The organism is Leclercia sp. GLN_9 (assembly GCF_043105735.1).
Classification (GTDB): domain Bacteria; phylum Pseudomonadota; class Gammaproteobacteria; order Enterobacterales; family Enterobacteriaceae; genus Enterobacter; species Enterobacter adecarboxylatus.
Genome location: NZ_JBICLV010000026.1, coordinates 213,295 through 240,193, shown reverse-complemented (window position 1 = coordinate 240,193; position 26,899 = coordinate 213,295). Strand labels below are relative to the sequence as shown.

Here is a 26,899-nt window from a genome sequence, read left to right as displayed (position 1 = left end):
GCCGTTCTCAACGGGGTGCTACGTGCAAGCGTGTGCTGAGAAAATACCCGTCGAACCTGATCCGGATAACGCCGGCTAAGGGATTTGAGGCTGTCGCTCAAAATCCTTTGCCACTCTCAAATACAGAGGTGCAAAGTGTTCAAAACTGTTCTTTCCCTGCTGACGCTGATGGCGCTGCCTGCCGTTGCCAGCCCTGTCCTGACGGTCTATACCTACGACTCCTTCGCCGCCGACTGGGGCCCAGGCCCGGCGGTCAAAAAAGCCTTTGAAGCCGACTGCAATTGCGAGCTGAAATTCGTGGCGCTGGAAGATGGCGTCTCGCTGCTGAATCGCCTGCGTATGGAAGGTAAGAACAGCAAAGCCGACGTGGTGCTGGGTCTCGATAACAACCTGCTGGAAGCGGCAACGCAAACCGGGTTGTTCGCCAAAAGCGGCGTGGCGACCGATGCGGTTAACATCCCTGGCGGCTGGAAGAACGACACCTTTGTGCCTTTCGATTACGGCTACTTCGCCTTCGTGTATGACAAAAACAAGCTGAAAAACCCGCCGAAGAGCCTGAAAGAGCTGGTGGAAAGCGATCAGAAATGGCGTGTGATCTACGAAGATCCACGCACCAGCACGCCGGGGCTGGGTCTGCTGCTGTGGATGCAAAAAGTGTACGGCGATAAGACTCCGGAAGCCTGGCAAAAGCTGGCCGCCAAAACCGTCACCGTCACCAAAGGCTGGAGCGAAGCCTATGGCCTGTTCCTGAAAGGGGAAAGCGACCTGGTGCTGAGCTACACCACCTCTCCGGCGTATCACATTATTTCGGAGAAAAAAGAGAACTACGCTGCTGCCGATTTTGCTGAAGGCCACTACCTGCAGGTGGAAGTTGCCGCCCGCACCGCCGCCAGCAAACAGCCGGAACTGGCAAGCAAGTTCCTGAAATTTATGGTCTCGCCGTCGTTCCAGAATGCGATCCCGACCGGCAACTGGATGTACCCGGTAACTGACGTCGCCTTACCGGCCGGTTTCAACACGCTGGTGAAACCGCAAACCGCGCTGGAATACTCCCCGCAGGAAGTGGCCGGGAAACGTGCCGCCTGGGTCAGTGAATGGCAACGCGCCGTCAGCCGCTGATCGCCGGCTGGTTACTCCCGGGGCTGATGGCCGCCATCTTAATGGTCGCCGTCGCCCTGGGCGCATTTCTGGCGCTGTGGTTTAACGCGCCAGCCACCGACGTGACGGCGCTGCTGCACGATAGCTATCTGTGGCACGTCATCCGCTTCTCTTTCTGGCAGGCGTTTCTTTCTGCCCTGCTCTCCGTCGTGCCCGCCATATTTCTTGCTCGCGCCCTCTACCGCCGTCGCTTCCCCGGACGGCAGGTGCTGCTGCGCCTGTGCGCCATGACGCTGATCCTGCCGGTGCTGGTGGCGATATTTGGCATTCTTAGCGTCTATGGCCGTCAGGGCTGGCTTGCCGCCCTCTGCCAGGCGCTCGGGCTGGAGTGGACCTTCTCGCCTTATGGCCTACAGGGCATCCTGCTGGCGCACGTCTTTTTCAACATGCCAATGGCGACGCGGCTGCTCCTGCAGGCGCTGGAGAATATCCCGGGCGAGCAGCGTCAGCTCGCCGCCCAGCTCGGGATGCGCGGCTGGTTCTTTTTCCGCTTCGTTGAATGGCCGTGGCTGCGCCGACAAATTCCGCCGGTGGCCGCGCTGATTTTTATGCTCTGCTTTGCCAGCTTTGCCACGGTGCTTTCGCTGGGCGGCGGGCCGCAGGCCACCACCATTGAGCTTGCCATCTATCAGGCGTTGAGCTACGACTACGATCCTGGCCGCGCGGCGCTGCTGGCGATGGTGCAGATGATCTGCTGCCTGGGGCTGGTGATGCTGAGTCAGCGGCTGGGTAAAGCTATCGCCGTGGGCAGTAACCAGTTGGCAGGCTGGCGCGATCCGCAGGACAGCCTGCGCAGCCGCCTGACCGATGGCTTGCTTATCACTCTGGCCCTGCTGCTGTTGCTCCCGCCGCTGCTGGCGGTGGTAGTGGACGGCCTGAATCTAAACCTGCTGTCGGTGCTGCAACAGCCGGTGCTGTGGCAGGCGCTCGGCACCTCGCTGCGTATTGCGCTTGGGGCCGGTCTACTCTGCGTGCTATTAACCATGATGCTGCTGTGGACCAGCCGCGAGCTGTATGCCCGTCAGGCCACAGTAGCCGGACAGGCGTTGGATCTCAGCGGAATGCTGATCCTGGCGATGCCCGGTATCGTGCTGGCGAGCGGCTTCTTCCTGCTGTTTAACAGCACGGTCGGCCTGCCCGAGTCGGCGGATGGTATCGTTATTTTTACCAACGCATTAATGGCCATTCCGTATGCGCTGAAGGTGCTGGAAAACCCGATGCGGGATCTCGCCGCCCGCTATACCCTGCTCTGCGACTCGCTGGGAATGCACGGCTGGCAGCGGCTGAAGGTGGTTGAGTTGCGCGCCCTGAAACGCCCGCTGGCGCAAGCGCTGGCCTTTGCCTGCGTGCTGTCGATTGGTGATTTTGGCGTGGTGGCGCTGTTTGGCAATGATGATTTCCGCACCCTGCCATTCTGGCTGTACCAGCAGATCGGCTCGTATCGCAGCCAGGACGGTGCCGTCACGGCGCTGCTGCTGCTGTTACTGTGCTTTGCGTTATTTACCGTTATTGAGAAACTTCCGGGGCGTGATGCTAACACTCACTGATGTCACCTGGCTTTATCAACACCTGCCGATGCGTTTCACCCTGTCCGTGCGCCAGGGCGAACTGATTGCCGTGCTCGGCCCCAGCGGCGCAGGGAAAAGCACGCTCCTCAATCTGGTGGCCGGTTTTCTGCAACCGGCGAATGGCCGTATCACCATTGAGGGTCAGGACCATACCCATACGCCGCCCGCTGCGCGCCCGGTGTCGATGCTGTTTCAGGAAAACAATCTTTTCACTCATCTGACCGTGCGCCAGAACATCGGCCTCGGCACGCATCCGGGACTCAGGCTGAACGCCGGACAGCAGCAGAAGCTGAGTGATATCGCAGCGCAAATGGGGATTGGCGATCTGCTGGCACGGCTACCGGGCGAACTATCGGGAGGCCAACGTCAGCGCGTCGCCCTTGCCCGCTGCCTGGTACGTGAGCAGCCCATCCTGCTGCTGGATGAGCCCTTTTCCGCGCTCGACCCGGCGTTACGCCAGGAGATGCTGCTGCTGGTCAAAGAGGTGTGTGAACGCCAGGGCCTGACGATGCTGATGGTGTCGCACAGCGTGGAAGATGCGGTCAGAATCGCTCCGCGGTCTGTGGTGATTGCCGATGGCCGTATCGCCTGGGATGGCGATACGGAACAGTTAGCGAGCGGAAAAGCCAGCGCGTCGCGCCTGCTGGGGATCCACTGACGGCGGTCAGCGGCTCACCACCTTCAATAAGATCTCGCCGTAAACCGGCATCAGCGGGTGGCGGATCAGCATCACAAGCGCCGCCACAGCGATACCCAGGGTGACGGGGGCCAGCCAGAACAAGCGCCCACGCGGCAGGTAATGGCTCAGACGATCGGCAGACGCTTTTTTGCTGCGCCACAGCCGCCAGCAGAGCCATGCGGCCAGCCACAGCAGCAGCGCGGTCGCCAGCAGCAGCCACTTAAAGCCGCCGCTCTGCATCCCGGCAGGAATATCAATGGCCGCCCCGGCAAGAATACCCGGCAGAAAATAGATTGGCGGCCAGAACAGGCAACCCAGCAGATTCGGGATAATGAACTTGGCGACCGGCAGATCCAGCATTCCCGCCACCATCGGCACCAGCGGACGCGTCGGCCCGACAAAGCGCCCGACCAGAATGGTAAACATGCTGTGCTGGTGCAGGGCATGCTCGGTTTTATCGAGCAGCGCTTTGTTCTTCTTCATGAACGACCAGCGGTGGAGCGGTTTTTTAAAGCGCCAGCCCAGCCAGAATGAGATCCAGTCCCCGAGCAGACAGCCGACGATCCCCGCCAGCCACGCCTGCCAGAAGTTCACCTCGCCGCTGCCGATCAGGGCACCCAGCCCACTCATCATCACCGTGCCGGGTAAAATCAGTCCGACCAGCGCCAGAGATTCAAGAAAAGCCACTAACGCCACAGCGATGAGCGAATAAGTAACGGACTGGGTAATGAAATGTTCCAGCAATGCCTGCATAACAGTTCCGGTCAGGTGACGAAGCAGGGATTCTGCGAAGAGAGGCCTGCTTCGTCAAGACAACAATTGTCTGAATAGTTTACCGGGTGTGAACGACATTCAGCGAATATGTTTAGTTTTATTTACCTTCTATTCACAGCCTGCACGGAATTCGCTCGGGCTGGCACCGGTGCATTTCTTGAACACGCGAGAAAAATAGAGCTGATCCTCAAAGCCCACATTGCGCCCGACGGTGGCAATGGGCATCCGGGTGGTACTGAGCAGCAGCTTGGCCTGGCTGATGCGCTGATCTTCTCTCCAGCTCAGCACGCTCACCCCTAACTGCTGGCGAAACAGGTGCGAGAGACGCGAAGGCGACAGGCAGACATGCTGGGCTACGCTTGCGATATCAAACTGGCTATCTGCCAGATGATCGCTGATGTACTGGCAGGCTTCGCGCACCCGGTGATCCAGCGGCGGGTTAAGCGATTCGTTGATCGCCTCCATCCGGCGCAGCAGAAGCTGCTCCAGCAGGTTGATTGCCAGCAGCTCGGCGTAGCGTCCTCCGGCCTGCCCAGCCTCGATGATCTGGGCAAAGAGCTCACGAAACTGTGGCTGATGGACCTCATCAGGACGATAAAAACCGGTATGGGCAAACATGGATGGCCAGGCCAGCCACTCATGCCAGTAGGCGCGGGGGCGGAAATAGACCCACTGGTGATACCATTCGCGGGCATCGGGATGGCGGCCATAGTGATGAATTTCGCCCGGTGGGAAGAGCAAAATATCCCCCGGACGGCAGACGAAGGTCTGATCGTTATTCTTGATCACCCCTTCCCCGCGTACGGTCAGGTTGAGGATATACCCCTTCATCCCCAGCGGTCGGTCAACGTAAAAATCGAGATAACCGTCCGCCTCAATGGGCGTCAGCCCCGCCACCAGATGGGCGTTAAATGAGTAGCCCGGCAGCAGGGGATCACTTTGTGTCTCAGCCATATTTTCAGTACTCCTGACGGTCCTGAAGGAAACCATTTGTCCATATCAACAAAAGCGGCATAAAAACCGGCCATCCAAAGCACAAAAAGGTATCAGGCTGCTTTTATGTCCACCATCATAACGCTTCCGTTGCGATTTAACCGTAACATCGAGCGGGTCGGCAGTAACAAAAGTGTCTATAACTACGGCAGAAATGTCCACATCCATTATTTGCACGGCGTCACACTTTCCCATGCCACAGCAAAATCATCCATAAGATTAGCGGATCCTGCCTGACGATTTTCCCCCTCACTCTCTAATGTTCATTCATATCTGTTTTTTGATGGAGCAACACCATGGCAATTGCGATTGGCCTCGATTTTGGCAGTGACTCAGTACGCGCCCTGGCAGTGGAGTGCACAACGGGTCAGGAGATAGCGACCAGCGTTGAGTGGTATCCGCGCTGGCAAGAGGGGCGCTTCTGTGATGCGCCGAACAATCAGTTCCGCCACCACCCGCGCGACTATATCGAGTCGATGGAAGCGGCGATCAAAACCGTGTTGGCTGAATTAAGCGAGGCACAGCGCAGCCAGATTGTTGGCATTGGCGTAGACAGCACCGGTTCTACCCCGGCCCCCATTGACGCCGACGGCCATGTGCTGGCGCTGCGCCCGGAGTTTGCCGACAACCCGAACGCCATGTTCGTGCTGTGGAAAGACCATACCGCGGTGGAAGAAGCCGAGGCCATCACCCGTTTGTGCCATCAGCCGGGCAAAAGCGACTACTCCCGCTATATCGGCGGCATTTATTCCAGCGAATGGTTCTGGGCGAAGATCCTGCACGTCACCCGTCAGGATCAGCGCGTTGCCGAGGCGGCGGTGTCGTGGATTGAGCTGTGCGACTGGGTTCCGGCCCTGCTCTCCGGCACGACGCGCCCGCAGGATATCCGTCGCGGCCGCTGCAGCGCCGGGCATAAATCCCTCTGGCATGAGAGCTGGGGCGGTCTGCCGCCTGCCGCCTTCTTTGACGAACTCGATCCAATCATTAACCAGAATCTCGACTACCCGCTGTTTACCGATACCTGGACTGCCGACATCCCGGTGGGCACCCTCTGCGCCGAGTGGGCGGAACGCCTGGGCCTGCCGCAGCGCGTAGCCATCTCCGGCGGTGCCTTTGACTGCCATATGGGTGCGGTCGGTGCTGGTGCCCAGCCGAATACGCTGGTGAAAGTGATCGGCACCTCCACCTGCGACATTCTGACGGCAGATAAAGCCAGCGTCGGCGACCGCGCCGTGAAAGGTATCTGCGGACAGGTGGACGGTAGCGTAGTGCCTGACTTTATCGGCCTCGAAGCAGGTCAGTCTGCCTTCGGGGATATTTACGCCTGGTTTGGCCGCGTGCTGGGCTGGCCGCTGGATCAGCTGGCGGCTGCGCATCCCGAGCTGAAAACCCAGATCGACGCCAGCAAGAAACAACTCCTGCCACAGTTGACTGACGCCTGGGCCAAAAACCCGTCGCTCGACCATCTTCCGGTGGTGCTCGACTGGTTTAACGGTCGCCGTACGCCGAATGCCAACCAGCGTCTGAAAGGAGTCATTACCGATCTGAACCTCGCCACCGACGCCCCGGCGCTGTTTGGCGGGCTGGTGGCGGCCACCGCTTTTGGCGCACGCGCCATTATGGAGTGCTTCACCGAACAGGGGATTGCCGTCAACGAGGTGATGGCGCTGGGCGGTATCGCCCGTAAGAACCCGGTGATCATGCAGGCCTGTTGTGACGTATTGAATCGTCCGCTGCAGATTGTCGCCTCCGATCAGTGCTGCGCGCTGGGCGCGGCAATCTTCGCAGCGGTAGCCGCGGGGGTACATGCGGATATCCCGACGGCGCAGCAGTACATGGCGAGCCAGGTAGAAAGCACCCTGCAGCCGCGCCCACAGCAGGCGCAACGTTTTGAACAACTTTATCAGCGCTATCAGCAGTGGGCGAAGAGCGCTGAACAGCACTATCTCCCTGTCGCCGCCCCGGTTAAGAACATCCCGGAATCTACGGCAACCCTGACACATTAAGGACACGATAATGACGATTTTTAATAATTATGAAGTGTGGTTTGTGATTGGTAGTCAGCATCTTTACGGGCCGGAAGCCCTGCGCCAGGTGACTCAGCATGCAGAACATGTCGTTAACGCCCTGAATGCGGAAGCAAAACTGCCGTGCAAACTGGTGCTGAAGCCGCTGGGTACCTCGCCGGATGAAATTACCCATATCTGCCGCGACGCCAACTACGACGACAAATGCGCCGGGCTGGTGGTGTGGCTGCATACCTTCTCCCCGGCCAAGATGTGGATCAACGGCCTCGCGATCCTCAACAAACCGCTGCTGCAGTTCCATACCCAGTTCAACGCGGCGCTGCCATGGGACAGCATCGACATGGACTTTATGAACCTGAACCAGACCGCGCACGGCGGCCGCGAGTTCGGCTTTATCGGTGCACGTATGCGCCAGCAACATGCCGTCGTAACCGGCCACTGGCAGGACAAACAAGCCCACCAGCGCATTGGCTCGTGGATGCGCCAGGCGGTATCGAAGCAGGATACCCGCCAGCTGAAAGTGGCACGCTTCGGTGACAACATGCGCGAAGTGGCCGTCACCGACGGCGACAAAGTGGCCGCGCAGATTAAATTTGGTTTCTCCGTCAATACCTGGGCCGTGGGCGACCTGGTGCAAGTTGTCAACGACGTCAGCGAGGGCGACGTCAATGCGCTGGTGGATGAATATGAAAGCAGCTACCGCCTGACGGCGGCGGCGCAGGTGAATGGTGATAAACGCCAGAACGTGCTGGATGCGGCCCGTATTGAGCTGGGTATGAAGCGCTTCCTGGAACAGGGCGGCTTCCATGCCTTTACCACCACCTTTGAAGACCTTCACGGCCTGAAGCAGTTGCCGGGCCTGGCGGTACAACGTCTGATGCAGCAGGGCTACGGCTTTGCCGGCGAAGGCGACTGGAAAACTGCCGCTCTGCTACGCATCATGAAAGTGATGTCGACCGGTCTGCAGGGCGGCACCTCCTTTATGGAGGATTACACCTACCACTTCGAAAACGGAAACGATCTGGTGCTGGGTTCCCACATGCTGGAAGTCTGCCCGTCGATCGCGGTGGATGAAAAACCGATCCTCGACGTTCAGCACCTCGGCATCGGTGGCAAAGCCGATCCGGCGCGTCTGATCTTCAACACACGTACCGGCCCGGCGATTAACGCCAGCCTGATCGATCTGGGGGATCGTTTCCGCCTGCTGGTCAACTGCGTTGACGCTGTGGAAACGCCGCACTCCCTGCCAAAACTGCCGGTGGCTAACGCCCTGTGGAAAGCCCAGCCGGATCTGGCGACAGCATCCGAAGCCTGGATTGTGGCGGGTGGCGCGCACCATACCGTCTTCAGCCATGCGCTGGATCTGAACGATATGCGTCAGTTCGCGGAACTGCATGATATCGAGCTGGCCGTCATTGATAACGACACCCGCATGCCGGCGTTCAAAGACACCCTGCGCTGGAACGAAGTCTATTACGGTTCAAAACGTTAACAGGGGAACCTTTGGCCTGCCGCAGGGCGGGCCTTTTTTCCTGGAGGATACATGCTGGAAGATCTCAAACGTCAGGTGCTTGAAGCCAACCTGGCCCTGCCGGAACATAATCTTGTCACCCTGACCTGGGGTAACGTCAGCGCGGTTGACCGTGAAGCTGGCGTGTTTGTCATTAAACCGTCCGGCGTCGATTACCGGGTCATGACCGCTGACGATATGGTGGTGGTGAGCATCGCCACCGGCGAAGTGGTGGAAGGGAAGAAAAAGCCCTCCTCCGATACGCCGACCCACCGTCTGCTGTATCAGGCTTTCCCGTCGATTGGCGGCATCGTTCATACCCACTCCCGTCACGCGACCATCTGGGCGCAGGCTGGACAGCCCATCCCGGCAACCGGCACCACTCACGCCGACTATTTCTATGGCACCATCCCTTGCACCCGCAAGATGACCGATGCCGAAATCAACGGTGAATATGAGTGGGAAACCGGCAATGTGATTGTCGAAACCTTTGAGAAACAGGGTATCGACGCGGCGCAAATGCCAGGGGTGCTGGTTCACTCTCACGGCCCGTTTGCGTGGGGCAAAAATGCCGAAGATGCCGTGCATAATGCCATCGTGCTGGAAGAGGTGGCCTATATGGGCATCTTCTGCCGCCAGCTGGCACCGCAACTGCCTGATATGCAGCAAACCCTGCTGGATAAACACTACCTGCGTAAGCACGGCGCGAAAGCGTATTACGGGCAGTAAAAGATCCCCCTTCGCCCTCTCCCCTTTGGGAGACGGTGAAGGAACGCCTGTATAAAACCCCAGCAAAACACCCGCAACCAGGCTATACTCACGCCTGGTTTTGTTTTATGAGAAAACGGCGTGGCGCAGGCGCAACAAGGCTTTTTACTGACCCGACACTGGCGGGATACCCCACAGGGTACCGAAGTGGAATTCTGGCTGGCGACTGACAATGGCCCGCTGCACATCACCCTGCCGCCGCAGGAGTCCGTTGCCTTTATCCCTGAGCCAGACGTCGAAAAAACCCGGCAGCTGCTGCGCGATGAAAGCGGCTGGCGCCTGACGCCCCTTGAACTGAAAGATTTTCAGCGTCGTCCTGTCTACGGTCTTTACTGCCGCGCCCATCGCCAGCTGATGCGCTATGAAAAACTGCTGCGCGACGCAGGCGTCACCCTGTATGAAGCCGATGTCCGCCCCCCGGAACGCTTTCTGATGGAGCGCTTTATTACCGCCCCGGTCTGGGTGGACGGTACACCTGTGGGCGATCGGCTGATCAATGCCCGCCTCAAGCCTAACCCGCACTATCGCCCGCCGCTGAAATGGGCGTCGGTGGATATTGAAACCACCCGCCACGGCGAGCTGTACTGCATCGGCATTGAGGGCTGCGGCCAGCGTGTTGTCTATATGCTCGGCCCGGCAAATGGCGATGCCGCCACGCTCGATTTTGATCTTATCTACGTGAACAGCCGTCCCCAACTGCTCGAGAAGCTCAATGCGTGGTTTGCACAGCACGACCCGGACGTGATCATCGGCTGGAACGTCGTGCAGTTTGACCTGCGGGTGCTGCAAAAACACGCCGAGCGCTACCGCATTCCGCTGTTGCTCGGGCGCGGGAACAGCGAGCTGGAGTGGCGCGAGCACGGCTTTAAAAACGGCGTTTTCTTCGCCCAGGCGAACGGACGCCTGATTATCGACGGTATTGAGGCGTTGAAATCGGCGTTCTGGAGTTTTCCGTCGTTTTCGCTGGAGTCGGTATCACAGGAGCTGCTCGGCGAGGGCAAATCCATCGACAATCCGTGGGACAGGATGGACGAGATCGACCGCCGCTTCGCCGAAAATAAACCGGCGCTGGCCACCTATAACCTGAAAGATTGCGAGCTGGTCACGCGCATTTTTCACAAAACCGACATCATGCCGTTCCTGCTGGAGCGCGCCACGGTCAATGGCCTTGCCGTTGACCGGCACGGCGGCTCGGTAGCCGCTTTCAGCCACCTCTATTTTCCGCGCATGCACCGGGCGGGCTATGTCGCCCCGAACCTGGGTGACGTGCCGCCCCAGGCCAGCCCCGGCGGCTATGTGATGGACTCCCGCCCCGGCCTCTACGATTCGGTGCTGGTGCTGGATTACAAAAGCCTCTATCCGTCGATCATCCGTACCTTTCTTATCGATCCGGTCGGGCTGGTGGAAGGCCTGGCGCAGCCGGATGATGAGCACAGCACTGAAGGCTTCCTCGGGGCGCGCTTTTCCCGGGAAAAACACTGCCTGCCGGAGATTGTCAGCCAGATCTGGCACGGTCGCGAAGAGGCCAAACGCCACGGCAACAAGCCTCTCTCCCAGGCGCTAAAGATCATCATGAATGCCTTTTACGGCGTGCTGGGCACCAGCGCGTGCCGCTTCTTCGACCCGCGTCTGGCGTCATCGATCACCATGCGCGGCCACGAAATCATGCGCCAGACCAAAGTGTTGGTAGAGTCGCGGGGCTATGACGTGATTTATGGCGATACCGATTCAACCTTTGTCTGGCTTAAGGGCGCGCACAGCGAACACGAGGCGGCCGCCATCGGCCAGTCGCTGGTGGCGTACGTTAATGAGTGGTGGCAGGCCCATCTGCAGCAGGCTGGCTTAACCAGCGCCCTTGAACTGGAGTATGAGACCCACTTCTGCCGCTTTTTAATGCCCACCATTCGGGGCACCGATCAGGGCAGTAAAAAGCGCTATGCCGGGCTTATCCAGGAGGGGGAAACGCAGCGGATGGTGTTCAAAGGGCTGGAAACAGTACGTACCGACTGGACCCCGCTGGCGCAGCACTTCCAGCAGGCACTTTATCTGAAAATCTTCCGTCGCGAGCCTTATCAGGAGTTTGTACGCGAGACCATTGCCAGCCTGATGGCGGGTGAACTGGATGACCAGCTGGTGTACCGCAAACGCCTGCGCCGCCCGCTGGCGGAGTATCAGCGCAACGTGCCGCCGCACGTCCGTGCCGCCCGGCTTGCCGATGAAGAGAACGTCCGTCTTGGGCGGGCGCCGCAGTACCAGAACCGCGGCACAATCAAATATGTCTGGACCACCAGCGGCCCGGAGCCAGTGGATTATCAGCGCGCTCCGCTTGACTATGAGCACTACCTGACACGGCAACTGCAGCCCGTGGCAGACGGAATTTTACCTTTCATGGACGACGACTTTGCTACACTGATGACAGGTCAGTTGGGGCTATTTTGACAGGTGACGAAATCGCTGCCATCCAGTACCATAGCGCCCTTTCCATTCCCGGACCCATTATTCAATTGCCGTCATTTATGATCGGTGGTTGAACTATTGCCTGCAATTAAAGATTAGAGCCGAACAAATATGCCTTTTACACTTGGTCAACGCTGGATCAGCGACACAGAAAGCGAACTTGGGTTAGGAACTGTGGTTGCGCTGGATGCGCGTATGGTGACTCTCCTTTTCCCCGCCACCGGTGAAAACCGTCTGTATGCTCGCAATGATTCCCCTGTTACCCGCGTGATGTTCAACCCGGGCGACACCGTTACCAGCCATGAGGGCTGGCAGCTGAAGATTGAAGACGTAAAAGAAGAGAATGGACTGCTCGCCTATATCGGCACTCGCCTCGATACCGAAGAGGCCGATGTCATGCTGCGCGAAGTGCTGCTCGACAGCAAACTGGTATTTAGCAAGCCACAGGATCGCCTGTTCGCCGGTCAGATTGACCGTATGGATCGCTTCTCGCTGCGCTACCGCGCGCGTAAGTTCCAGAGCGAACAGTACCGTATGCCGTGGAGCGGCCTGCGCGGCCAGCGTACCAGCCTGATCCCCCATCAGTTAAACATTGCCCATGATGTCGGCCGCCGCTATGCGCCGCGCGTCCTGCTGGCCGATGAGGTGGGGTTAGGTAAAACCATCGAAGCGGGCATGATTTTGCATCAGCAGCTGCTCTCCGGCGCAGCCGAGCGCGTGCTGATTGTGGTGCCGGAAACCCTGCAACACCAATGGCTGGTGGAGATGCTGCGCCGCTTTAACCTGCGTTTCTCCCTGTTTGACGATGAGCGCTACGCCGAAGCCCAGCACGATGCCGATAACCCGTTCGAAACCGAACAGCTGGTGATCTGCTCCCTGGATTTTGTTCGCCGTAGCAAGCAGCGCCTGGAGCATCTGTGCGACGCCGAGTGGGACATCATGGTGGTCGACGAAGCCCATCACCTGGTCTGGAGCGAAGATGCGCCGAGCCGTGAGTACATGGCGATTGAACAGCTGGCCGAGCGCGTACCGGGTGTGTTGCTGCTGACCGCTACCCCGGAACAGCTGGGTCTGGAGAGCCACTTTGCGCGTCTGCGTCTGCTGGATCCAAACCGCTTCCATGATTTCGCGCTCTTTGTCGAAGAGCAGAACAATTACCGCCCGGTAGCCGACGCCGTTGCCCTGCTGCTGGCGGGCAAGCACCTCTCCAACGAGGAGCTGAACACCCTGGGCGAGCTGATTGGCGAACAGGATATCGAGCCGTTGTTGCAGGCTGCCAACAGCGATCGTGAGGGTGCTGAAGCCGCGCGTCAGGAGCTGGTCTCCATGCTGATGGATCGCCACGGCACCAGCCGCGTCCTGTTCCGTAACACCCGTAACGGGGTGAAAGGCTTCCCTAAACGCGAGCTGCATACTATTCGCCTGCCGCTGCCGACCCAGTACCAGACGGCGATTAAGGTGTCAGGCATCATGGGTGCGCGCAAAACGGCAGAAGAGCGTGCCCGGGACATGCTCTACCCGGAACAGATTTATCAGGAATTTGAAGGCGACAGTGGCACCTGGTGGAACTTCGATCCCCGCGTTGAGTGGCTGATGGGCTATCTGACCGCCAACCGCTCGCAAAAGGTGCTGGTGATCTGCGCCAAAGCGACCACTGCGCTCCAGCTTGAGCAGGTTCTGCGCGAGCGGGAGGGTATCCGCGCGGCTGTGTTCCATGAAGGCATGTCGATTATTGAACGTGACCGTGCGGCGGCGTGGTTCTCCGAAGAGGACAGCGGCGCACAGGTGCTGCTCTGCTCCGAAATCGGCTCCGAAGGGCGCAACTTCCAGTTCGCCAGCCGTCTGGTGATGTTCGATCTTCCCTTCAACCCGGATCTGCTGGAGCAGCGTATCGGTCGTCTGGATCGTATTGGCCAGGCACACGACATTCAGATCCACGTCCCGTATCTGGAAAAAACTGCCCAGTCAGTACTGGTGCGCTGGTTCCACGAAGGGCTGGATGCGTTTGAACATACCTGCCCGACCGGCCGTACCATTTATGACAACGTGCACAGCGAGCTGACCGGGTATCTGGCAGCGCCGGAAAACACGGACGGTTTCGACGATCTGATCAAAACCTGCCGCGAGCAGCATGAAGCCCTGAAAGCGCAGCTGGAACAGGGCCGTGACCGTCTGCTGGAGATCCACTCCAACGGCGGCGAAAAGGCCCAGGCGCTGGCCGAGAGCATCGAAGAGCAGGATGACGATACCAGCCTGATCAGCTTCGCCATGAACCTGTTTGATATCGTCGGTATCAACCAGGACGATCGCGGCGAGAACATGATTGTGCTGACGCCGTCCGATCATATGCTGGTCCCTGATTTCCCGGGTCTGCCGGAAGATGGCTGCACTATCACCTTTGAACGTGATGTGGCGCTCTCCCGCGAGGATGCCCAGTTCATTACCTGGGAGCATCCGCTGATCCGTAACGGCCTGGATCTGATCCTCTCCGGCGATACCGGCAGCAGTACCATTTCGCTGCTGAAGAACAAGGCGCTGCCGGTGGGGACACTGCTGCTGGAGCTGATCTACGTGGTTGAAGCCCAGGCACCGAAACAGCTGCAGCTCAGCCGCTTCCTGCCTGCCACGCCGGTGCGTCTGCTGCTGGATAAGAATGGCACCAACCTGGCGGCGCAGGTGGAGTTTGAGAGCTTTAACCGTCAGCTGAGTGCGGTGAACCGCCACACCGGCAGCAAGCTGGTGAACGCGGTGCAGCAGGACGTCTATACCATCCTGCAGCAGGGTGAGCCGCAGATCGAGAAAGCGGCGCGAGCATTGATTGACGCGGCACGCAGCGAAGCGGATGAAAAACTGTCGGCGGAGCTGTCGCGTCTGGAAGCCCTGCGCGCGGTCAATCCGAACATTCGTGACGATGAACTGGCGGCGATTGAGAGCAATCGTCAGCAGGTACTTGAAAGCCTGAATCAGGCGGGATGGCGCCTGGATGCGCTGCGTCTCATCGTTGTGACGCATCAGTAAGCGGAGCGCAAAATGTTGATGGAACCCTACAATCCGCCGCAGGATCCGTGGCTGGTCATTCTGTATCAGGATGAGCACATTATGGTGGTCAACAAGCCGAGCGGCTTGTTGTCCGTACCGGGCAGGCTGGACGATCACAAAGACAGCGTGATGACGCGCGTTCAACGCGACTATCCGCAGGCAGAGTCTGTGCATCGTCTGGACATGGCCACCAGCGGTGTGATTGTGGTCGCGCTGACCAAGGCGGCAGAGCGTGAACTGAAGCGGCAGTTTCGTGAGCGCGAGCCGAAGAAGCAGTACCTTGCGCGCGTCTGGGGACATCCAAAACCGGCGGAAGGGCTGATTGACCTGCCGCTGATCTGCGACTGGCCGAATCGTCCGATGCAGAAGGTCTGCTACGAGACCGGCAAAGCGGCGCAAACCGAGTATGAAGTTCTGGAGTACGCGGCGGATAACAGCGCTCGCGTGCTGTTAAAACCGATTACCGGCCGCTCGCATCAGCTGCGTGTGCATATGCTGGCACTGGGTCATCCTATTCTGGGTGACCGCTTCTATGCCACGCCAGAAGCCCGGGCCATGGCGCCGCGGCTACAGCTGCATGCAGAGATGCTGACCATCACCCACCCGGAATACGGTACGCCGATGACCTTTAAGGCCCCGGCGGATTTCTGATGTCTTGCCCGGCGGCGCTACGCTTGCCGGGCCTATAGCCTTACTTAAAGCCCTTCTGCTCTTTGATGAGTTCGTACGCTTTTTGAATTTCCTGCGCTTTTTGCTTCGCCATCTCCATCATTTCCGGCGGTAAACCTTTTGCCACCAGCTTGTCTGGATGGTGCTCACTCATCAGCTTGCGATAGGCGCGCTTAATGGTCGTTGGCTCATCGGTGGGCTTCACGCCCAGCACGTTACAGGCATCTTCCAGGGTAGGCCCGCGCTGTGCCTGCTGCCAGCCACCACCGCCCGCCTGCTGCTGTTGATAGCCGTCGCCAAACTGCGCGCCGCCCTGCATCATGCGCAGGAACTGATCAAACTGCGTGCGGGAGATCCCCAGCTCTTCAGCAATCACATACAGCACCGCACGTTCGTTCGGGTGAAGCGAGCCATCGGCGAACGCCGCCTGGATCTGGATCTCCAGAAACATCCGAATTAAATCGAAGCGCCCAAAGCAAATACTGCGAAACTGACGCATTTTTTCACGCAGGGGATAGTTATCCGCCTTGCCGATACGAAATGCGTGTTGTGCCGCCGCGCGGGAGTCGCCGTGCAGGTTCATACGGTCCATAAACAGGCTGGCAATATGGATGTCGGCCTCGGTCACCCGCCCTTTCGATTTGGTCAGATGCCCCATGACCTCAAACGTCGTCGCAAAAAAAAGTGCCTGACGTTCACGCTGGTTGGCAAACCAGGCCATCTTACGACTTCGAGCTTTATCAAACATATGGCCGATAATCAGGCCCAGAACGATACCCCAGAAGCCCGCGCCCATTAGTAAAGCGAACGCTACGCCGATAATTTTTCCCCAATACTGCATATACTCCCCAAATGGTGATGTATTTGATCCCGCGAACGCCATCATTCCGGTGGCCGGGCCACGGTCAATTGAAGGACATCGCCTATAATTTGCATTATCATACTCGTCATTCAATAACGAGCCTATCACCACGGCTTGTTTACGGGCAGGATTAACGCTGGCACTGTGATGATGAGTAAGATAGTCTCTGACCGTTTGCCAGCGATAAGCCACTGATGACGGAACAATAAATAAAACGTATGAAAAAACGTATCCCCACCCTTCTGGCCACGATGATAGCGAGTGCTTTGTACAGTCAACAGGGTCTCGCAGCCGATCTCGCCTCGCAATGTAAGCTGGGTGTGCCCAGCTATGATCGCCCGCTGGTACAGGGTGATACGAACACGCTACCGGTCACCATCACGGCTGACAATGCAAAAGGGAATTATCCTGACGACGCCGTGTTTAGCGGCAATGTGGATATTAACCAGGGCAACAGCCGTTTGCAGGCCGATGAAGTTCAGTTGCACCAGAAACAGCCAGAAGGCGCGGCAGAACCAGTACGAACCGTGGATGCGCTGGGTAATGTGCACTATGACGATAATCAGGTCATCCTGAAAGGTCCGAAAGCTTGGTCGAACCTGAATACCAAAGATACCAACGTCTGGGAAGGTGACTATCAGATGGTGGGCCGTCAGGGGCGCGGTAAAGCCGACCTGATGAAACAGCGCGGTGAAAACCGCTATACCATTCTTGAAAACGGGACCTTTACCTCCTGTCTGCCGGGCTCTGATACCTGGAGCGTAGTCGGTAGCGAAGTGATCCACGACCGCGAAGAGCAGGTTGCGGAGATCTGGAATGCCCGCTTTAAGCTCGGTCCGGTACCGGTCTTCTATAGCCCGTATCTGCAGCTGCCCGTGGGCGACAAACGTCGTTCAGGCTTCCTGATCCCGAACGCTCAGTACAGCACCAACAACTATTTCGAATTCTACCTGCCGTACTACTGGAACATCGCGCCCAACATGGACGCCACGATCACGCCGCACTATATCCATAAGCGCGGCAACATCATGTGGGAAAACGAGTTCCGTTATCTGACGCACGCGGGTGAAGGTCTGATGGAGCTGGACTATCTGCCATCGGATAAAGTCTTTGAAGACGAGCACCCCACCGAGGGTGATCGCCACCGCTGGTTGTACTACTGGCAACATGGTGGGGTAATGGATCAGGTATGGCGCTTTAACGTCAACTATACCAAAGTCAGCGATCCGTACTATTTCAACGACTTTACAACAAAATACGGTTCCAGTACCGACGGTTACGCCACGCAGATCTTTAGCGCAGGCTACGCGGTGAAAAACTTTGACGCCACCGTGTCCACCCGTCAGTTCCAGGTGTTCAGCAGCCAGAACGCCAGCACCTACGGGGCTGAACCGCAGCTTGACGTCAACTGGTACCAGAATGATGTCGGCCCGTTTGATACTCGTATCTACGGCCAGGCCGTGCATTTCGTGAATACCAATTCGGACATGCCAGAAGCCACCCGTATTCACCTTGAGCCGACGATCAACCTGCCGGTATCTAACGACTGGGCAAGCCTGGATACCGAAGTGAAGCTGATGGCAACCCACTATCAGCAGGATAATCTGGAAACGTACAACGCCACTAACGGTACTCATCTGGAAGAGACCGTTAACCGTACGCTGCCGCAGTTTAAAATGGACGGCAAGCTGGTCTTCGAGCGTGACATGAACTGGAGCGAGGGGTATACCCAGACCCTGGAGCCGCGCGCGCAGTACCTGTACGTGCCGTATCGCGATCAGAGCAAAATCAATAACTACGACTCTTCACTGCTGCAATCCGACTATAGCGGTCTGTTCCGCGACCGTACCTACGGTGGTCTGGACCGTATTGCCTCGGCCAACCAGGTGACGACCGGCGTCACAACCCGCGTTTATGATGATGCTTCCGTTGAACGTTTTAATGCTTCTGTGGGTCAAATCTACTACTTCACAGAATCGCGTACCGGCGATGACAACATCAACTGGGAGAAAAACAACAAAACGGGTTCACTGGTCTGGGCGGGCGATACCTACTGGCGCATGACCGATCGCTGGGGACTGCGTGGCGGTCTGCAGTACGATACGCGTCTGGATAACGTTGCTACCAGCAATGCCGCCATTGAGTATCGCCGTGATGAAGACCGCATGGTTCAGCTTAGCTACCGTTACGCCAGCCCGGAATATATCCAGGCAACGCTGCCTAACTTCTCGACGGCGGATCAGTACAAAGAGGGCATTTCGCAAGTGGGGGGTACCGCCAGTTGGCCGATTGCCGATCGCTGGTCAATCGTCGGGGCGTATTACTTTGATACCAATCAGAGTAAGTCGGCCGATCAGATGCTGGGTGTGCAGTACAGCTCCTGCTGCTACGCGATCCGCGTCGGGTACGAACGTAAGCTGAATGGCTGGGATCCTGACAAAGGTCAGAGCGAGTACGATAACGTCATCGGCTTTAACATCGAATTGCGTGGCCTGAGTTCCAACTATGGCCTGGGCACTCAGCAGATGCTGCGCTCACCGATTCTGCCGTACCGTAGTTCCTTATAATGTGCTTGATTTACAACGTAATCCGCATTGCGGTTAATTGATATGGAAAAAGTATGAAGAACTGGAAAACGCTGCTGCTCGGTATCGCTATGGTCGCGAATACCAGCTTCGCGGCCCCACAGGTTGTCGACAAAGTCGCTGCCGTTGTGAACAACGGTGTGGTACTTGAGAGCGACGTTGATGGTTTAATGCAGTCTGTGAAGCTCAACGCGGGTCAGGCAGGTCAGCAACTTCCGGATGATTCCACACTGCGTCATCAGATCCTTGAACGTCTGATCATGGATCAGATCGTTCTGCAGATGGGCCAGAAGATGGGTGTGAAGATCTCTGATGAGCAGCTCGATCAGGCTATCGCTAACATTGCGAAGCAAAACAACATGTCAGCCGACCAGATGCGCAGCCGTCTGGCCTATGACGGCATCAGCTATTCGACCTACCGTAATCAGATCCGTAAAGAGATGCTGATTTCAGAAGTGCGCAACAACGAAGTGCGTCGTCGTGTGACTATTCTGCCGCAGGAAGTGGACGCGCTGGCAAAACAGGTGGGTAACCAGAATGATGCCAGCACCGAACTGAACCTGAGCCACATCCTGATCCCGCTGCCAGAAAACCCGTCTTCCGACCAGGTTGCTGAGGCGGAAAGCCAGGCACGCTCGATCGTCGATCAGGCGCGTAATGGTGGTGATTTCGGTAAACTGGCGATCACCTACTCGGCTGACCAGCAGGCACTGAAAGGCGGCCAGATGGGCTGGGGTCGTATTCAGGAACTGCCGTCTATCTTCGCTCAGGCGCTGAGCACGGCGAAGAAAGGCGATATCATCGGTCCAATTCGTTCCGGCGTTGGCTTCCACATTCTGAAAGTGAACGACCTGCGCGGCCAAAGCAAGAGCATCTCCGTCACCGAAGTGCATGCCCGTCACATTCTGCTCAAGCCATCCCCACTGATGAATGACGATCAGGCGCGGGCTAAGCTGCAGCAGATTGCCGCCGATATCCGCAGCGGTAAAACCTCCTTCGCTAACGCCGCGAAAGAGTTCTCTCAGGATCCAGGCTCTGCAAATCAGGGCGGCGATCTGGGCTGGGCGGCAGCGGATATTTACGATCCCGCTTTCCGCGATGCGCTGATGCGAATGACCAAAGGTCAGCTGAGCGAACCGGTTCACTCCACCTTCGGCTGGCACTTGATTGAGCTGCTGGACACCCGTAACGTGGATAAAACCGACGCAGCCCAGAAAGACCGTGCGTACCGCATGCTGTTCAACCGTAAGTTCTCTGAAGAAGCGGCAACCTGGATGCAGGAACAACGCGCCAGCGCTTACGTCAAAGTTCTGAGCAACTAATGAAACACCATCGTGTTGTTATCACTCCCGGCGAACCTGCCGGGATTGGTCCCGATTTGGTCGTCCAGCTTGCCCAGCGCAGCTGGCCGGTCGAGCTGGTGATCTGCGCCGATGCCAGCGTGCTTGAGGCGCGAGCAAAAACCCTTAATCTGCCGCTGACGCTCCTGCCGTATCAGGCAGAAAATGCGCCTCTCCCCCAGCAAGCAGGCACCCTGACGCTGTTGCCTGTCCCGCTGCGTACCCCCGTTGTTCCCGGACAACTCAGTACCGAAAACGGTCATTATGTGGTGGAAACGCTGGCACGCGCCTGTGATGGCTGCCTGAGCGGCGAATTTACCGCGCTGATCACCGGGCCGGTGCATAAAGGGGTGATTAATGATGCGGGGGTGGCTTTTACCGGCCATACCGAGTTTTTTGAAGCGCGCTCGCACAGCGCAAAAGTGGTGATGATGCTGGCCACCGAGGAGCTGCGCGTTGCGCTGGCGACTACGCATCTGCCGATCAAAGCGGTTTCCGATGCCATTACGCCGGAACTGCTGCGCGAGGTGATTGCCATTCTGCACCATGATTTACGCACCAAATTCGGTATCGCCGATCCGCACGTACTGGTGTGTGGCCTGAACCCGCACGCGGGTGAAGGCGGCCATATGGGCACGGAAGAGATCGACACCATTATTCCGGTGCTGGACGAGATGCGTGCCCAGGGGATGAATCTCAGCGGGCCGCTGCCTGCGGATACCCTGTTTCAACCAAAATATCTCGATCATGCAGATGCCGTGCTGGCGATGTACCACGATCAGGGCCTTCCCGTGCTAAAATACCAGGGATTTGGCCGCGGCGTGAATATCACCCTCGGTTTACCCTTTATTCGCACTTCTGTTGACCATGGCACTGCGCTTGACTTAGCGGGCCAGGGAAAAGCAGATGTCGGCAGTTTTATTACGGCGCTTAATCTCGCCATCAAAATGATTGTTAATACTCAATGAATAATCGCGTCCACCAGGGCCATTTAGCCCGTAAACGTTTCGGGCAAAACTTCCTCAACGATCAGTTCGTGATCGAAAGTATTGTTTCGGCTATCAATCCACAAAAAGGCCAGGCGATGGTCGAGATCGGCCCGGGTCTGGCCGCACTGACCGAGCCGGTTGGCGAGCGTCTGGATGAACTGACCGTCATCGAACTGGACCGCGATCTGGCAGCCCGTCTGCAGACGCACCCGTTCCTTGGGCCGAAACTGACTATTTATCAGCAAGATGCCATGACCATGAACTTCGGTGAACTGTCGGAGAAGCTTGGTCAGCCGCTGCGCGTGTTCGGCAACCTGCCGTATAACATCTCCACGCCGCTGATGTTCCACCTGTTTAGCTATACTGATGCCATTGCCGACATGCACTTCATGTTGCAAAAAGAGGTCGTTAACCGACTGGTTGCAGGGCCAAACAGTAAAGCGTATGGTCGTTTAAGCGTGATGGCGCAATATTTCTGCAACGTGATCCCGGTACTCGAAGTGCCGCCATCCGCGTTCACGCCGCCGCCAAAAGTGGATTCTGCGGTTGTACGCCTTGTGCCGCATAAAACCAAGCCGTACCCGGTCAAAGAGCTGCGTGTCCTGAGCCGTATTACTACTGAAGCCTTTAACCAGCGTCGTAAAACGATTCGTAACAGCCTTGGCAATACGTTTACCGTTGAAGTGTTGGCTGAGCTGGGTATTGATCCGGCAATGCGTGCAGAGAACATCTCTGTAGAACAGTACTGCAAGCTGGCTAATTACATCAGCGAAAATGCGCCGCCGAAGGAGAGCTAAGCTATGATTGATTCGCCCCGCGTATGTGTTCACGTACAAAGCATCTATATTGAGTCACAGTCCACCCCGGATGAAGAGCGCTTTGTCTTTGCTTATACGGTCACCATTCGCAACCTGGGGCGGACGCCTGTGCAACTGCTTGGGCGTTACTGGCTTATCACCAACGGCAACGGTCGTGAAATTGAAGTGCAGGGCGAAGGCGTGGTGGGTGAACAACCGCACATTGATCCCGGCGAAGAGTATCAGTACACCAGCGGTGCGGTAATCGAAACACCGCTGGGTACCATGCAGGGCCATTATGAAATGGTCGATGCCGACGGCAACGCATTCCGCGTTGCCATTCCTGTTTTCCGTCTGGCTGTTCCAACACTCATTCACTAAACATGTCTACATATCTCATTGGTGACGTTCATGGTTGCTACGATGAACTGATCGCATTATTAAAGCAGGTGGAGTTTACCCCCGGTACGGACACGCTATGGCTCACCGGCGATCTCGTTGCGCGCGGGCCTGGCTCGCTGGAAGTGCTGCGTTATGTGAAATCGCTGGGTGACAGCGTGCGGCTCGTCCTTGGCAATCACGATCTGCATCTGCTGGCGGTTTACGCCGGGATCAGCCGTAATAAACCGAAAGACCGGCTCAACCCGCTGTTGGATGCACCTGACGCCGATGACTTAATTAACTGGCTGCGTCGCCAGCCACTGCTACAGGTCGATGAAGAGAAGCAGCTGGTGATGGCGCACGCGGGTATTACCCCGCAGTGGGATCTGCAAACCGCGAAAGAGTGCGCACGCGACGTCGAAGCCGTGCTCTCCAGCGACTCTTACCCCTTCTTCCTTGATGCCATGTATGGCGACATGCCCAACAACTGGAGTATGGAGCTTAGCGGCGTAGCACGCCTGCGTTTTATCACCAACGCCTTCACCCGCATGCGCTACTGCTTCCCGAACGGTCAGTTGGACATGTACTGCAAGGATGTGCCGGAAAACGCACCGACCCCGCTCAAACCCTGGTTTGCGATCCCCGGCCCGGTGACGGACCATTACAACGTGATCTTTGGTCACTGGGCGTCGCTGGAGGGCAAAGGCACGCCTGAGGGTATTTACGGGCTGGATACCGGCTGCTGCTGGGGTGGAGAACTCACCTGCCTGCGCTGGGAAGATAAAGCGTACTTTGTTCAGCCGTCGAACCGGCATCTGGATTTAGGCGAGAATGAAGCGGTAGCGTCGTAGCAGAGAGCTGCACCTCTCCCGTGGGGAAAGGTGCAGTAAAACATTAGCGGCGTTCAAGGATCTCGAAGCAATAGCTGTGCGAATTTTGCGCATCCGCGTCGTGGAATTCGCTGAATACCGATTCCCACTCGTCAGGATCGTAGTCCGGGAAATGGGTATCCCCTTCCACTTCAGCATCAATGTGTGTCAGATATAATTTCTGCGCTTTCGGCAGGAATTGCTCATACACACGGCCTCCACCAATCACCATTACCTCTTCGGCATCACCGCAGGCAGCAATGGCTTCGTCAACGGATTTGACCCACTCAACACGATCATCCGTGCCGGGCTGGCTGCTTATAACGATGTTTTTACGGCCCGGCAATGGACGCCCGATTGACTCCCAGGTCAGGCGACCCATTACTACCGGCTTGTTCAACGTAGTGCGTTTAAACCACGCGAGATCGGCAGGCAGATTCCACGGCATGGCATTTTCCATACCGATCACGCGATCTACCGCAAGCGCCGCAATCAGACTGATCATTGATTATTTCCCGGATGCAAAAAATTGCCGCCACTATACGGAAAGCTTAATCTTTCGTCGACTGGCGGCAGAGTAAAGAACAGGAAATTTTTTATATTTGCTGGCAACCCCTCTTCACGCCAGTGGTTTACTTTCCGGCTCGTCTCCCGGATCGCCGGTATGCTTACCCTCTTCCGTTCCTTGCCAGCCGTGACGCTGCGTCAGCGAGAGATGATTGCGATCTTCATTGATGATATCCATCAGCATAGCGCTGGTACGTTTAACCACCGCCGCGCGTGACTTCGCATCATTCTCGGCCATTTCAGCCATCTCTTCGACCATCTCAGTATTAAACCGGCGGAACAGATCGGCTCGCTCCCGGGCTTCATATGCCCCGAGTCCGAGACTCTCCAGCGCCAGCCGACCCGATTTCAGCGCCCCTTCAAAGGTTTCACGCTCCGGCGCATCGACACCTGCCTGACGCAGTTTGATGTAATGCTCGATATCACGCGCCCGGGAGATAATTTTCAGGTGCGGGAAATGGGTCTTCGCCAGCTCGACCAGCTGCAGGCTATTTTTCGGATCGTCTATCGCGTTGATCAACACTTCGGCTTTGTGCGCTCCGGCAGACTCCAGCAGATCCACGCGCGTGGCATCACCGTAAAAAACCTTCATGTCGAACTTACGCAGGGTTTCAATATGATCGGGATCGTGATCGAGGATAACCATCTTAACGCCGCTGGAGAGCAACAAACGGCCGGTGATCTGGCCGAAGCGACCAAACCCGGCAATGATCACCCGCGGCTGTTCCTCGTCAATTTCATCTGCCTCACGCTCCTGACCGCTGTCGGCCGCTTCCAGACGGGTCAACACGACCAGCAGCAGTGGCGTGACCGCCATTGAGAGCGCGACCGCCAGCGTCAGCGCCTTGGCCCATTCTGGATCGAGCACGTTTGCCATATTGGCCGCGCCGAAGACCACAAATGCGAATTCACTTCCCTGCCCCAGCAGCACGGCAAACCAGCGGCGCTGTTTTCCGGGCACCTTTAGCGGACGAGCCACCAGCCAGAGCATCGTCATTTTAATGACCAGGAAACCTACCAGCAGGATGGCGATGCGCAGCGGATGCGTCACTAACGTTCCGAAGTCGACCGACATCCCCACGCCGATGAAAAACAGCCCCAGCAGCAGCCCTTTAAACGGCTCGATATCGCTTTCCAGCGCGTGACGATATTCCGAACTCGCCAGCAGAACACCCGCCAGAAACGCCCCCATCGCCATGGACAGCCCCGCCTCTTCCAGCATCAGGCCAAAGCCGAAGACCAGGAATAAGGCCACGGCACTGAACACTTCCCGCAGGCCGGAACGGGCGACAAAGCGCAGCAGCGGTCGGCTGACGTACCGCCCGAGCAGGACGACCAGGGTCAGCGCTCCGACGACCTTTAATGCCGACAGCGCAAAAGCGCCAAGCGTGGTCGACGCTCCGGATACAGCCAGCAGCGGGATCATCGCCACCAGCGGAATAGCCGCGATATCCTGGAATAGCAGCACCGAGAAGGCGCTGCGCCCCATACGGGAAACCGTCAGGTTACGTTCGTTCATGGCCTGCATGGCGATGGCCGTTGAGGAGAGCGCCAGCGTCATGCCGATCAGCCCTGCCACCTTCCAGTCCATGCCCAGCAGGATACAGAACCCGCCCAGCAGTAGACCGCAGGCCAGCATCTGCAATGCCCCGCCGCCAAACACCGACGCGCGCAGCTTCCACAGACGACGCGGATCCAGCTCAAGGCCGATGACAAACAGCATCAGCACCACACCGATTTCGGCAAAGTGCAGAATCGACTCGGCGTCAGTAACCAGCCGGAATCCCCACGGCCCAATCACGCAGCCGGCAATCAGATACCCCAGTACTGATCCTAACCCGAGGCGTACCGCAACCGGCACAATCAAAGCCGCAGCGCCTAAATAGATCAGCGCCTGAATCAGCGTATGGCTATCCATGGTGCGTCTCCTGCCAGTCGAGTAAACGTTGTTTATAGTGGCGCGCCTGCGCCTGGAGCGTTTCGTCGTCGCAGACGAAGGTGCAGTGCATGGCAAACGGCGGGAGCCAGTTCAGGCCGCAATACAGCGCCGTTGCCTGTAGCGGTTGCGCCAGTACCTCAAAGCCGGGGAAGGAGCCGATGTCAAAATGGCTTTCACCGCCGCCGGTGGTCACTGCCCACAGCAGACTTTTCCCCCTGAGCGCATTGCCGTTATGACCATATGCCCAGCCATGCGAGAACACTTTGTCGATCCACAGTTTCAGCAACGGGGGCGTACTGTACCACTGCATCGGGTGTTGCCAGACAATCAAATCGGCCCTGGCGATCGCTTCCTGTTCGGCAGCGATATCTATATTGAAATCGGGGTAGAGCTGGTAGAGCGAACGGATCTCTACGCCCTCCAGCGTCTTGACTTGATCAAGCATCCGTTTGTTCGCATGGGAATGATGCGGATAAGGATGGGCGTAAATAATGAGTATCATGATTAACCTGGTTGAACTGCTTTCTTGTTGTAGCAGTCAGTGTAGACAGGAACGGCGGGCGTTTGAAGGGGTCTGCGCCTGTGCCTGGCTTAACCGCAAGGATTGGCAAATCCCGTCGCGGCAAAAGATATATATCGCAAATAATAAATCACCAGAAGATATAATATTATAATCACAGATCGATTAATTGTTAACAATAAGAAATATGAAGCATTTAACTCATGGTTAATTAAAAATTTAAAATAAATTGATATACAGAATTGATTTTGAAATTAATAATTTAAATTTCAACCCCTCAAATTACCCTGTAAAAACATATATTTACAATAATTTTTATCGCCATTAAAATATCCATTCATTTTTAATCACAAATGGACGTGGCAATGAAAAGAAAAACCCCGCAATTAAATAAAATAACAAAATCAA

21 protein-coding genes and 1 riboswitch are annotated in these 26,899 nt (G+C 57.2%); of the genes, 15 read left to right on the top strand and 6 right to left on the bottom strand.

Translation table 11 applies throughout. The features are described 5' to 3' along the window. Position 1: 1 nt before the first annotated feature. A riboswitch (TPP riboswitch) is annotated at positions 2-101 on the top strand. Between the two features lie 67 nt (positions 102-168). From thiB to thiQ, 3 genes are read left to right on the top strand one after another with little or no spacing between them, the layout of a single operon-like run. Continuing rightward, positions 169-1,119 (top strand): thiamine ABC transporter substrate binding subunit, encoded by a 951-nt coding sequence (gene thiB, locus ACF8PE_RS17905; RefSeq protein ID WP_222949758.1) that lies wholly within the window; start codon positions 169-171, stop codon positions 1,117-1,119. Continuing rightward, positions 1,095-2,705, top strand: coding sequence for a thiamine/thiamine pyrophosphate ABC transporter permease ThiP (gene thiP, locus ACF8PE_RS17900; RefSeq protein WP_117386237.1), 1,611 nt, complete (start codon positions 1,095-1,097; stop codon positions 2,703-2,705). Before thiB ends, thiP begins: the two co-directional genes overlap by 25 nt. Next, the gene (thiQ, locus tag ACF8PE_RS17895) at positions 2,689-3,384 is read left to right on the top strand and encodes a thiamine ABC transporter ATP-binding protein ThiQ (protein WP_234548854.1); all 696 of its coding nucleotides are present in this window, start codon (positions 2,689-2,691) and stop codon (positions 3,382-3,384) included. The genes thiP and thiQ overlap by 17 nt, the downstream gene beginning before the upstream one ends. A gap of 6 nt (positions 3,385-3,390) precedes the next feature. Here the strand turns inward: thiQ and ACF8PE_RS17890 are convergent, their stop codons facing one another. Beyond that, complete coding sequence (locus ACF8PE_RS17890; RefSeq protein ID WP_280713734.1) at positions 3,391-4,158, bottom strand: DedA family protein; 768 nt, start codon at positions 4,156-4,158, stop codon at positions 3,391-3,393. 129 nt (positions 4,159-4,287) lie between these two features. Continuing rightward, a complete protein-coding gene (gene araC / locus ACF8PE_RS17885; RefSeq protein WP_032616486.1) occupies positions 4,288-5,133 on the bottom strand; it encodes an arabinose operon transcriptional regulator AraC in 846 nt (281 codons plus the stop codon). Positions 5,134-5,468: 335 nt separating this feature from the next. Between araC and araB the strand changes: the two genes are divergently transcribed. The 6 genes from araB (at position 5,469) to rluA (ending at position 15,624) form a co-directional block, all read left to right on the top strand. Further along, positions 5,469-7,178, top strand: coding sequence for a ribulokinase (araB, locus tag ACF8PE_RS17880; protein ID WP_392495140.1), 1,710 nt, complete (start codon positions 5,469-5,471; stop codon positions 7,176-7,178). A gap of 10 nt (positions 7,179-7,188) precedes the next feature. Further along, on the top strand, positions 7,189-8,691 hold the full coding sequence (gene araA, locus ACF8PE_RS17875; RefSeq protein ID WP_234548851.1) for an L-arabinose isomerase: 1,503 nt from the start codon (positions 7,189-7,191) through the stop codon (positions 8,689-8,691). A gap of 51 nt (positions 8,692-8,742) precedes the next feature. Beyond that, positions 8,743-9,438 carry an L-ribulose-5-phosphate 4-epimerase gene (gene araD / locus ACF8PE_RS17870; RefSeq protein WP_032616482.1) on the top strand — a complete coding sequence of 232 codons (696 nt, stop codon included), beginning with the start codon at positions 8,743-8,745 and terminating at the stop codon, positions 9,436-9,438. A 120-nt stretch (positions 9,439-9,558) separates the two neighbouring features. Next, positions 9,559-11,916, top strand: coding sequence for a DNA polymerase II (gene polB, locus ACF8PE_RS17865; RefSeq protein WP_392495139.1), 2,358 nt, complete (start codon positions 9,559-9,561; stop codon positions 11,914-11,916). 129 nt (positions 11,917-12,045) lie between these two features. Then, complete coding sequence (gene rapA, locus ACF8PE_RS17860) at positions 12,046-14,952, top strand: RNA polymerase-associated protein RapA (protein ID WP_077227142.1); 2,907 nt, start codon at positions 12,046-12,048, stop codon at positions 14,950-14,952. A 12-nt stretch (positions 14,953-14,964) separates the two neighbouring features. Continuing rightward, entirely contained in the window at positions 14,965-15,624 is a 660-nt protein-coding gene (gene rluA, locus ACF8PE_RS17855) for a bifunctional tRNA pseudouridine(32) synthase/23S rRNA pseudouridine(746) synthase RluA (RefSeq protein WP_032616479.1), read from the top strand. Positions 15,625-15,664: 40 nt separating this feature from the next. Here the strand turns inward: rluA and djlA are convergent, their stop codons facing one another. Then, positions 15,665-16,483, bottom strand: a complete 819-nt coding sequence (gene djlA, locus ACF8PE_RS17850; protein ID WP_032616478.1) for a co-chaperone DjlA — start codon at positions 16,481-16,483, stop codon at positions 15,665-15,667. Positions 16,484-16,722: 239 nt separating this feature from the next. On the opposite strand from djlA, the gene lptD reads away from it, so the two are divergent. Genes lptD through apaH form a run of 6 tightly spaced genes read left to right on the top strand, consistent with a single transcriptional unit; the run spans position 16,723 to position 23,447 of the window. Continuing rightward, entirely contained in the window at positions 16,723-19,071 is a 2,349-nt protein-coding gene (gene lptD, locus ACF8PE_RS17845) for an LPS assembly protein LptD (RefSeq protein ID WP_032616477.1), read from the top strand. Between the two features lie 53 nt (positions 19,072-19,124). Beyond that, positions 19,125-20,411, top strand: coding sequence for a peptidylprolyl isomerase SurA (gene surA / locus ACF8PE_RS17840; protein ID WP_059308746.1), 1,287 nt, complete (start codon positions 19,125-19,127; stop codon positions 20,409-20,411). Then, positions 20,411-21,397 carry a 4-hydroxythreonine-4-phosphate dehydrogenase PdxA gene (pdxA, locus tag ACF8PE_RS17835; RefSeq protein WP_392495138.1) on the top strand — a complete coding sequence of 329 codons (987 nt, stop codon included), beginning with the start codon at positions 20,411-20,413 and terminating at the stop codon, positions 21,395-21,397. Before surA ends, pdxA begins: the two co-directional genes overlap by 1 nt. Further along, the gene (gene rsmA / locus ACF8PE_RS17830; RefSeq protein ID WP_077227139.1) at positions 21,394-22,215 is read left to right on the top strand and encodes a 16S rRNA (adenine(1518)-N(6)/adenine(1519)-N(6))-dimethyltransferase RsmA; all 822 of its coding nucleotides are present in this window, start codon (positions 21,394-21,396) and stop codon (positions 22,213-22,215) included. Before pdxA ends, rsmA begins: the two co-directional genes overlap by 4 nt. A 3-nt stretch (positions 22,216-22,218) precedes the next feature. Continuing rightward, the gene (apaG, locus tag ACF8PE_RS17825; protein WP_032616473.1) at positions 22,219-22,596 is read left to right on the top strand and encodes a Co2+/Mg2+ efflux protein ApaG; all 378 of its coding nucleotides are present in this window, start codon (positions 22,219-22,221) and stop codon (positions 22,594-22,596) included. 2 nt (positions 22,597-22,598) lie between these two features. Then, positions 22,599-23,447 (top strand): bis(5'-nucleosyl)-tetraphosphatase (symmetrical) ApaH, encoded by an 849-nt coding sequence (apaH, locus tag ACF8PE_RS17820; protein WP_077227138.1) that lies wholly within the window; start codon positions 22,599-22,601, stop codon positions 23,445-23,447. A 43-nt stretch (positions 23,448-23,490) separates the two neighbouring features. Here apaH and folA read toward each other — a convergent pair whose 3' ends face one another. From folA to kefF, 3 genes are all read right to left on the bottom strand, one after another. Beyond that, positions 23,491-23,970 carry a type 3 dihydrofolate reductase gene (gene folA, locus ACF8PE_RS17815; RefSeq protein WP_032616470.1) on the bottom strand — a complete coding sequence of 160 codons (480 nt, stop codon included), beginning with the start codon at positions 23,968-23,970 and terminating at the stop codon, positions 23,491-23,493. A 114-nt stretch (positions 23,971-24,084) separates the two neighbouring features. Next, the gene (gene kefC, locus ACF8PE_RS17810) at positions 24,085-25,950 is read right to left on the bottom strand and encodes a glutathione-regulated potassium-efflux system protein KefC (RefSeq protein WP_032616469.1); all 1,866 of its coding nucleotides are present in this window, start codon (positions 25,948-25,950) and stop codon (positions 24,085-24,087) included. Continuing rightward, complete coding sequence (gene kefF / locus ACF8PE_RS17805; RefSeq protein WP_032616468.1) at positions 25,943-26,473, bottom strand: glutathione-regulated potassium-efflux system oxidoreductase KefF; 531 nt, start codon at positions 26,471-26,473, stop codon at positions 25,943-25,945. Before kefF ends, kefC begins: the two co-directional genes overlap by 8 nt. Positions 26,474-26,899: the final 426 nt, after the last annotated feature.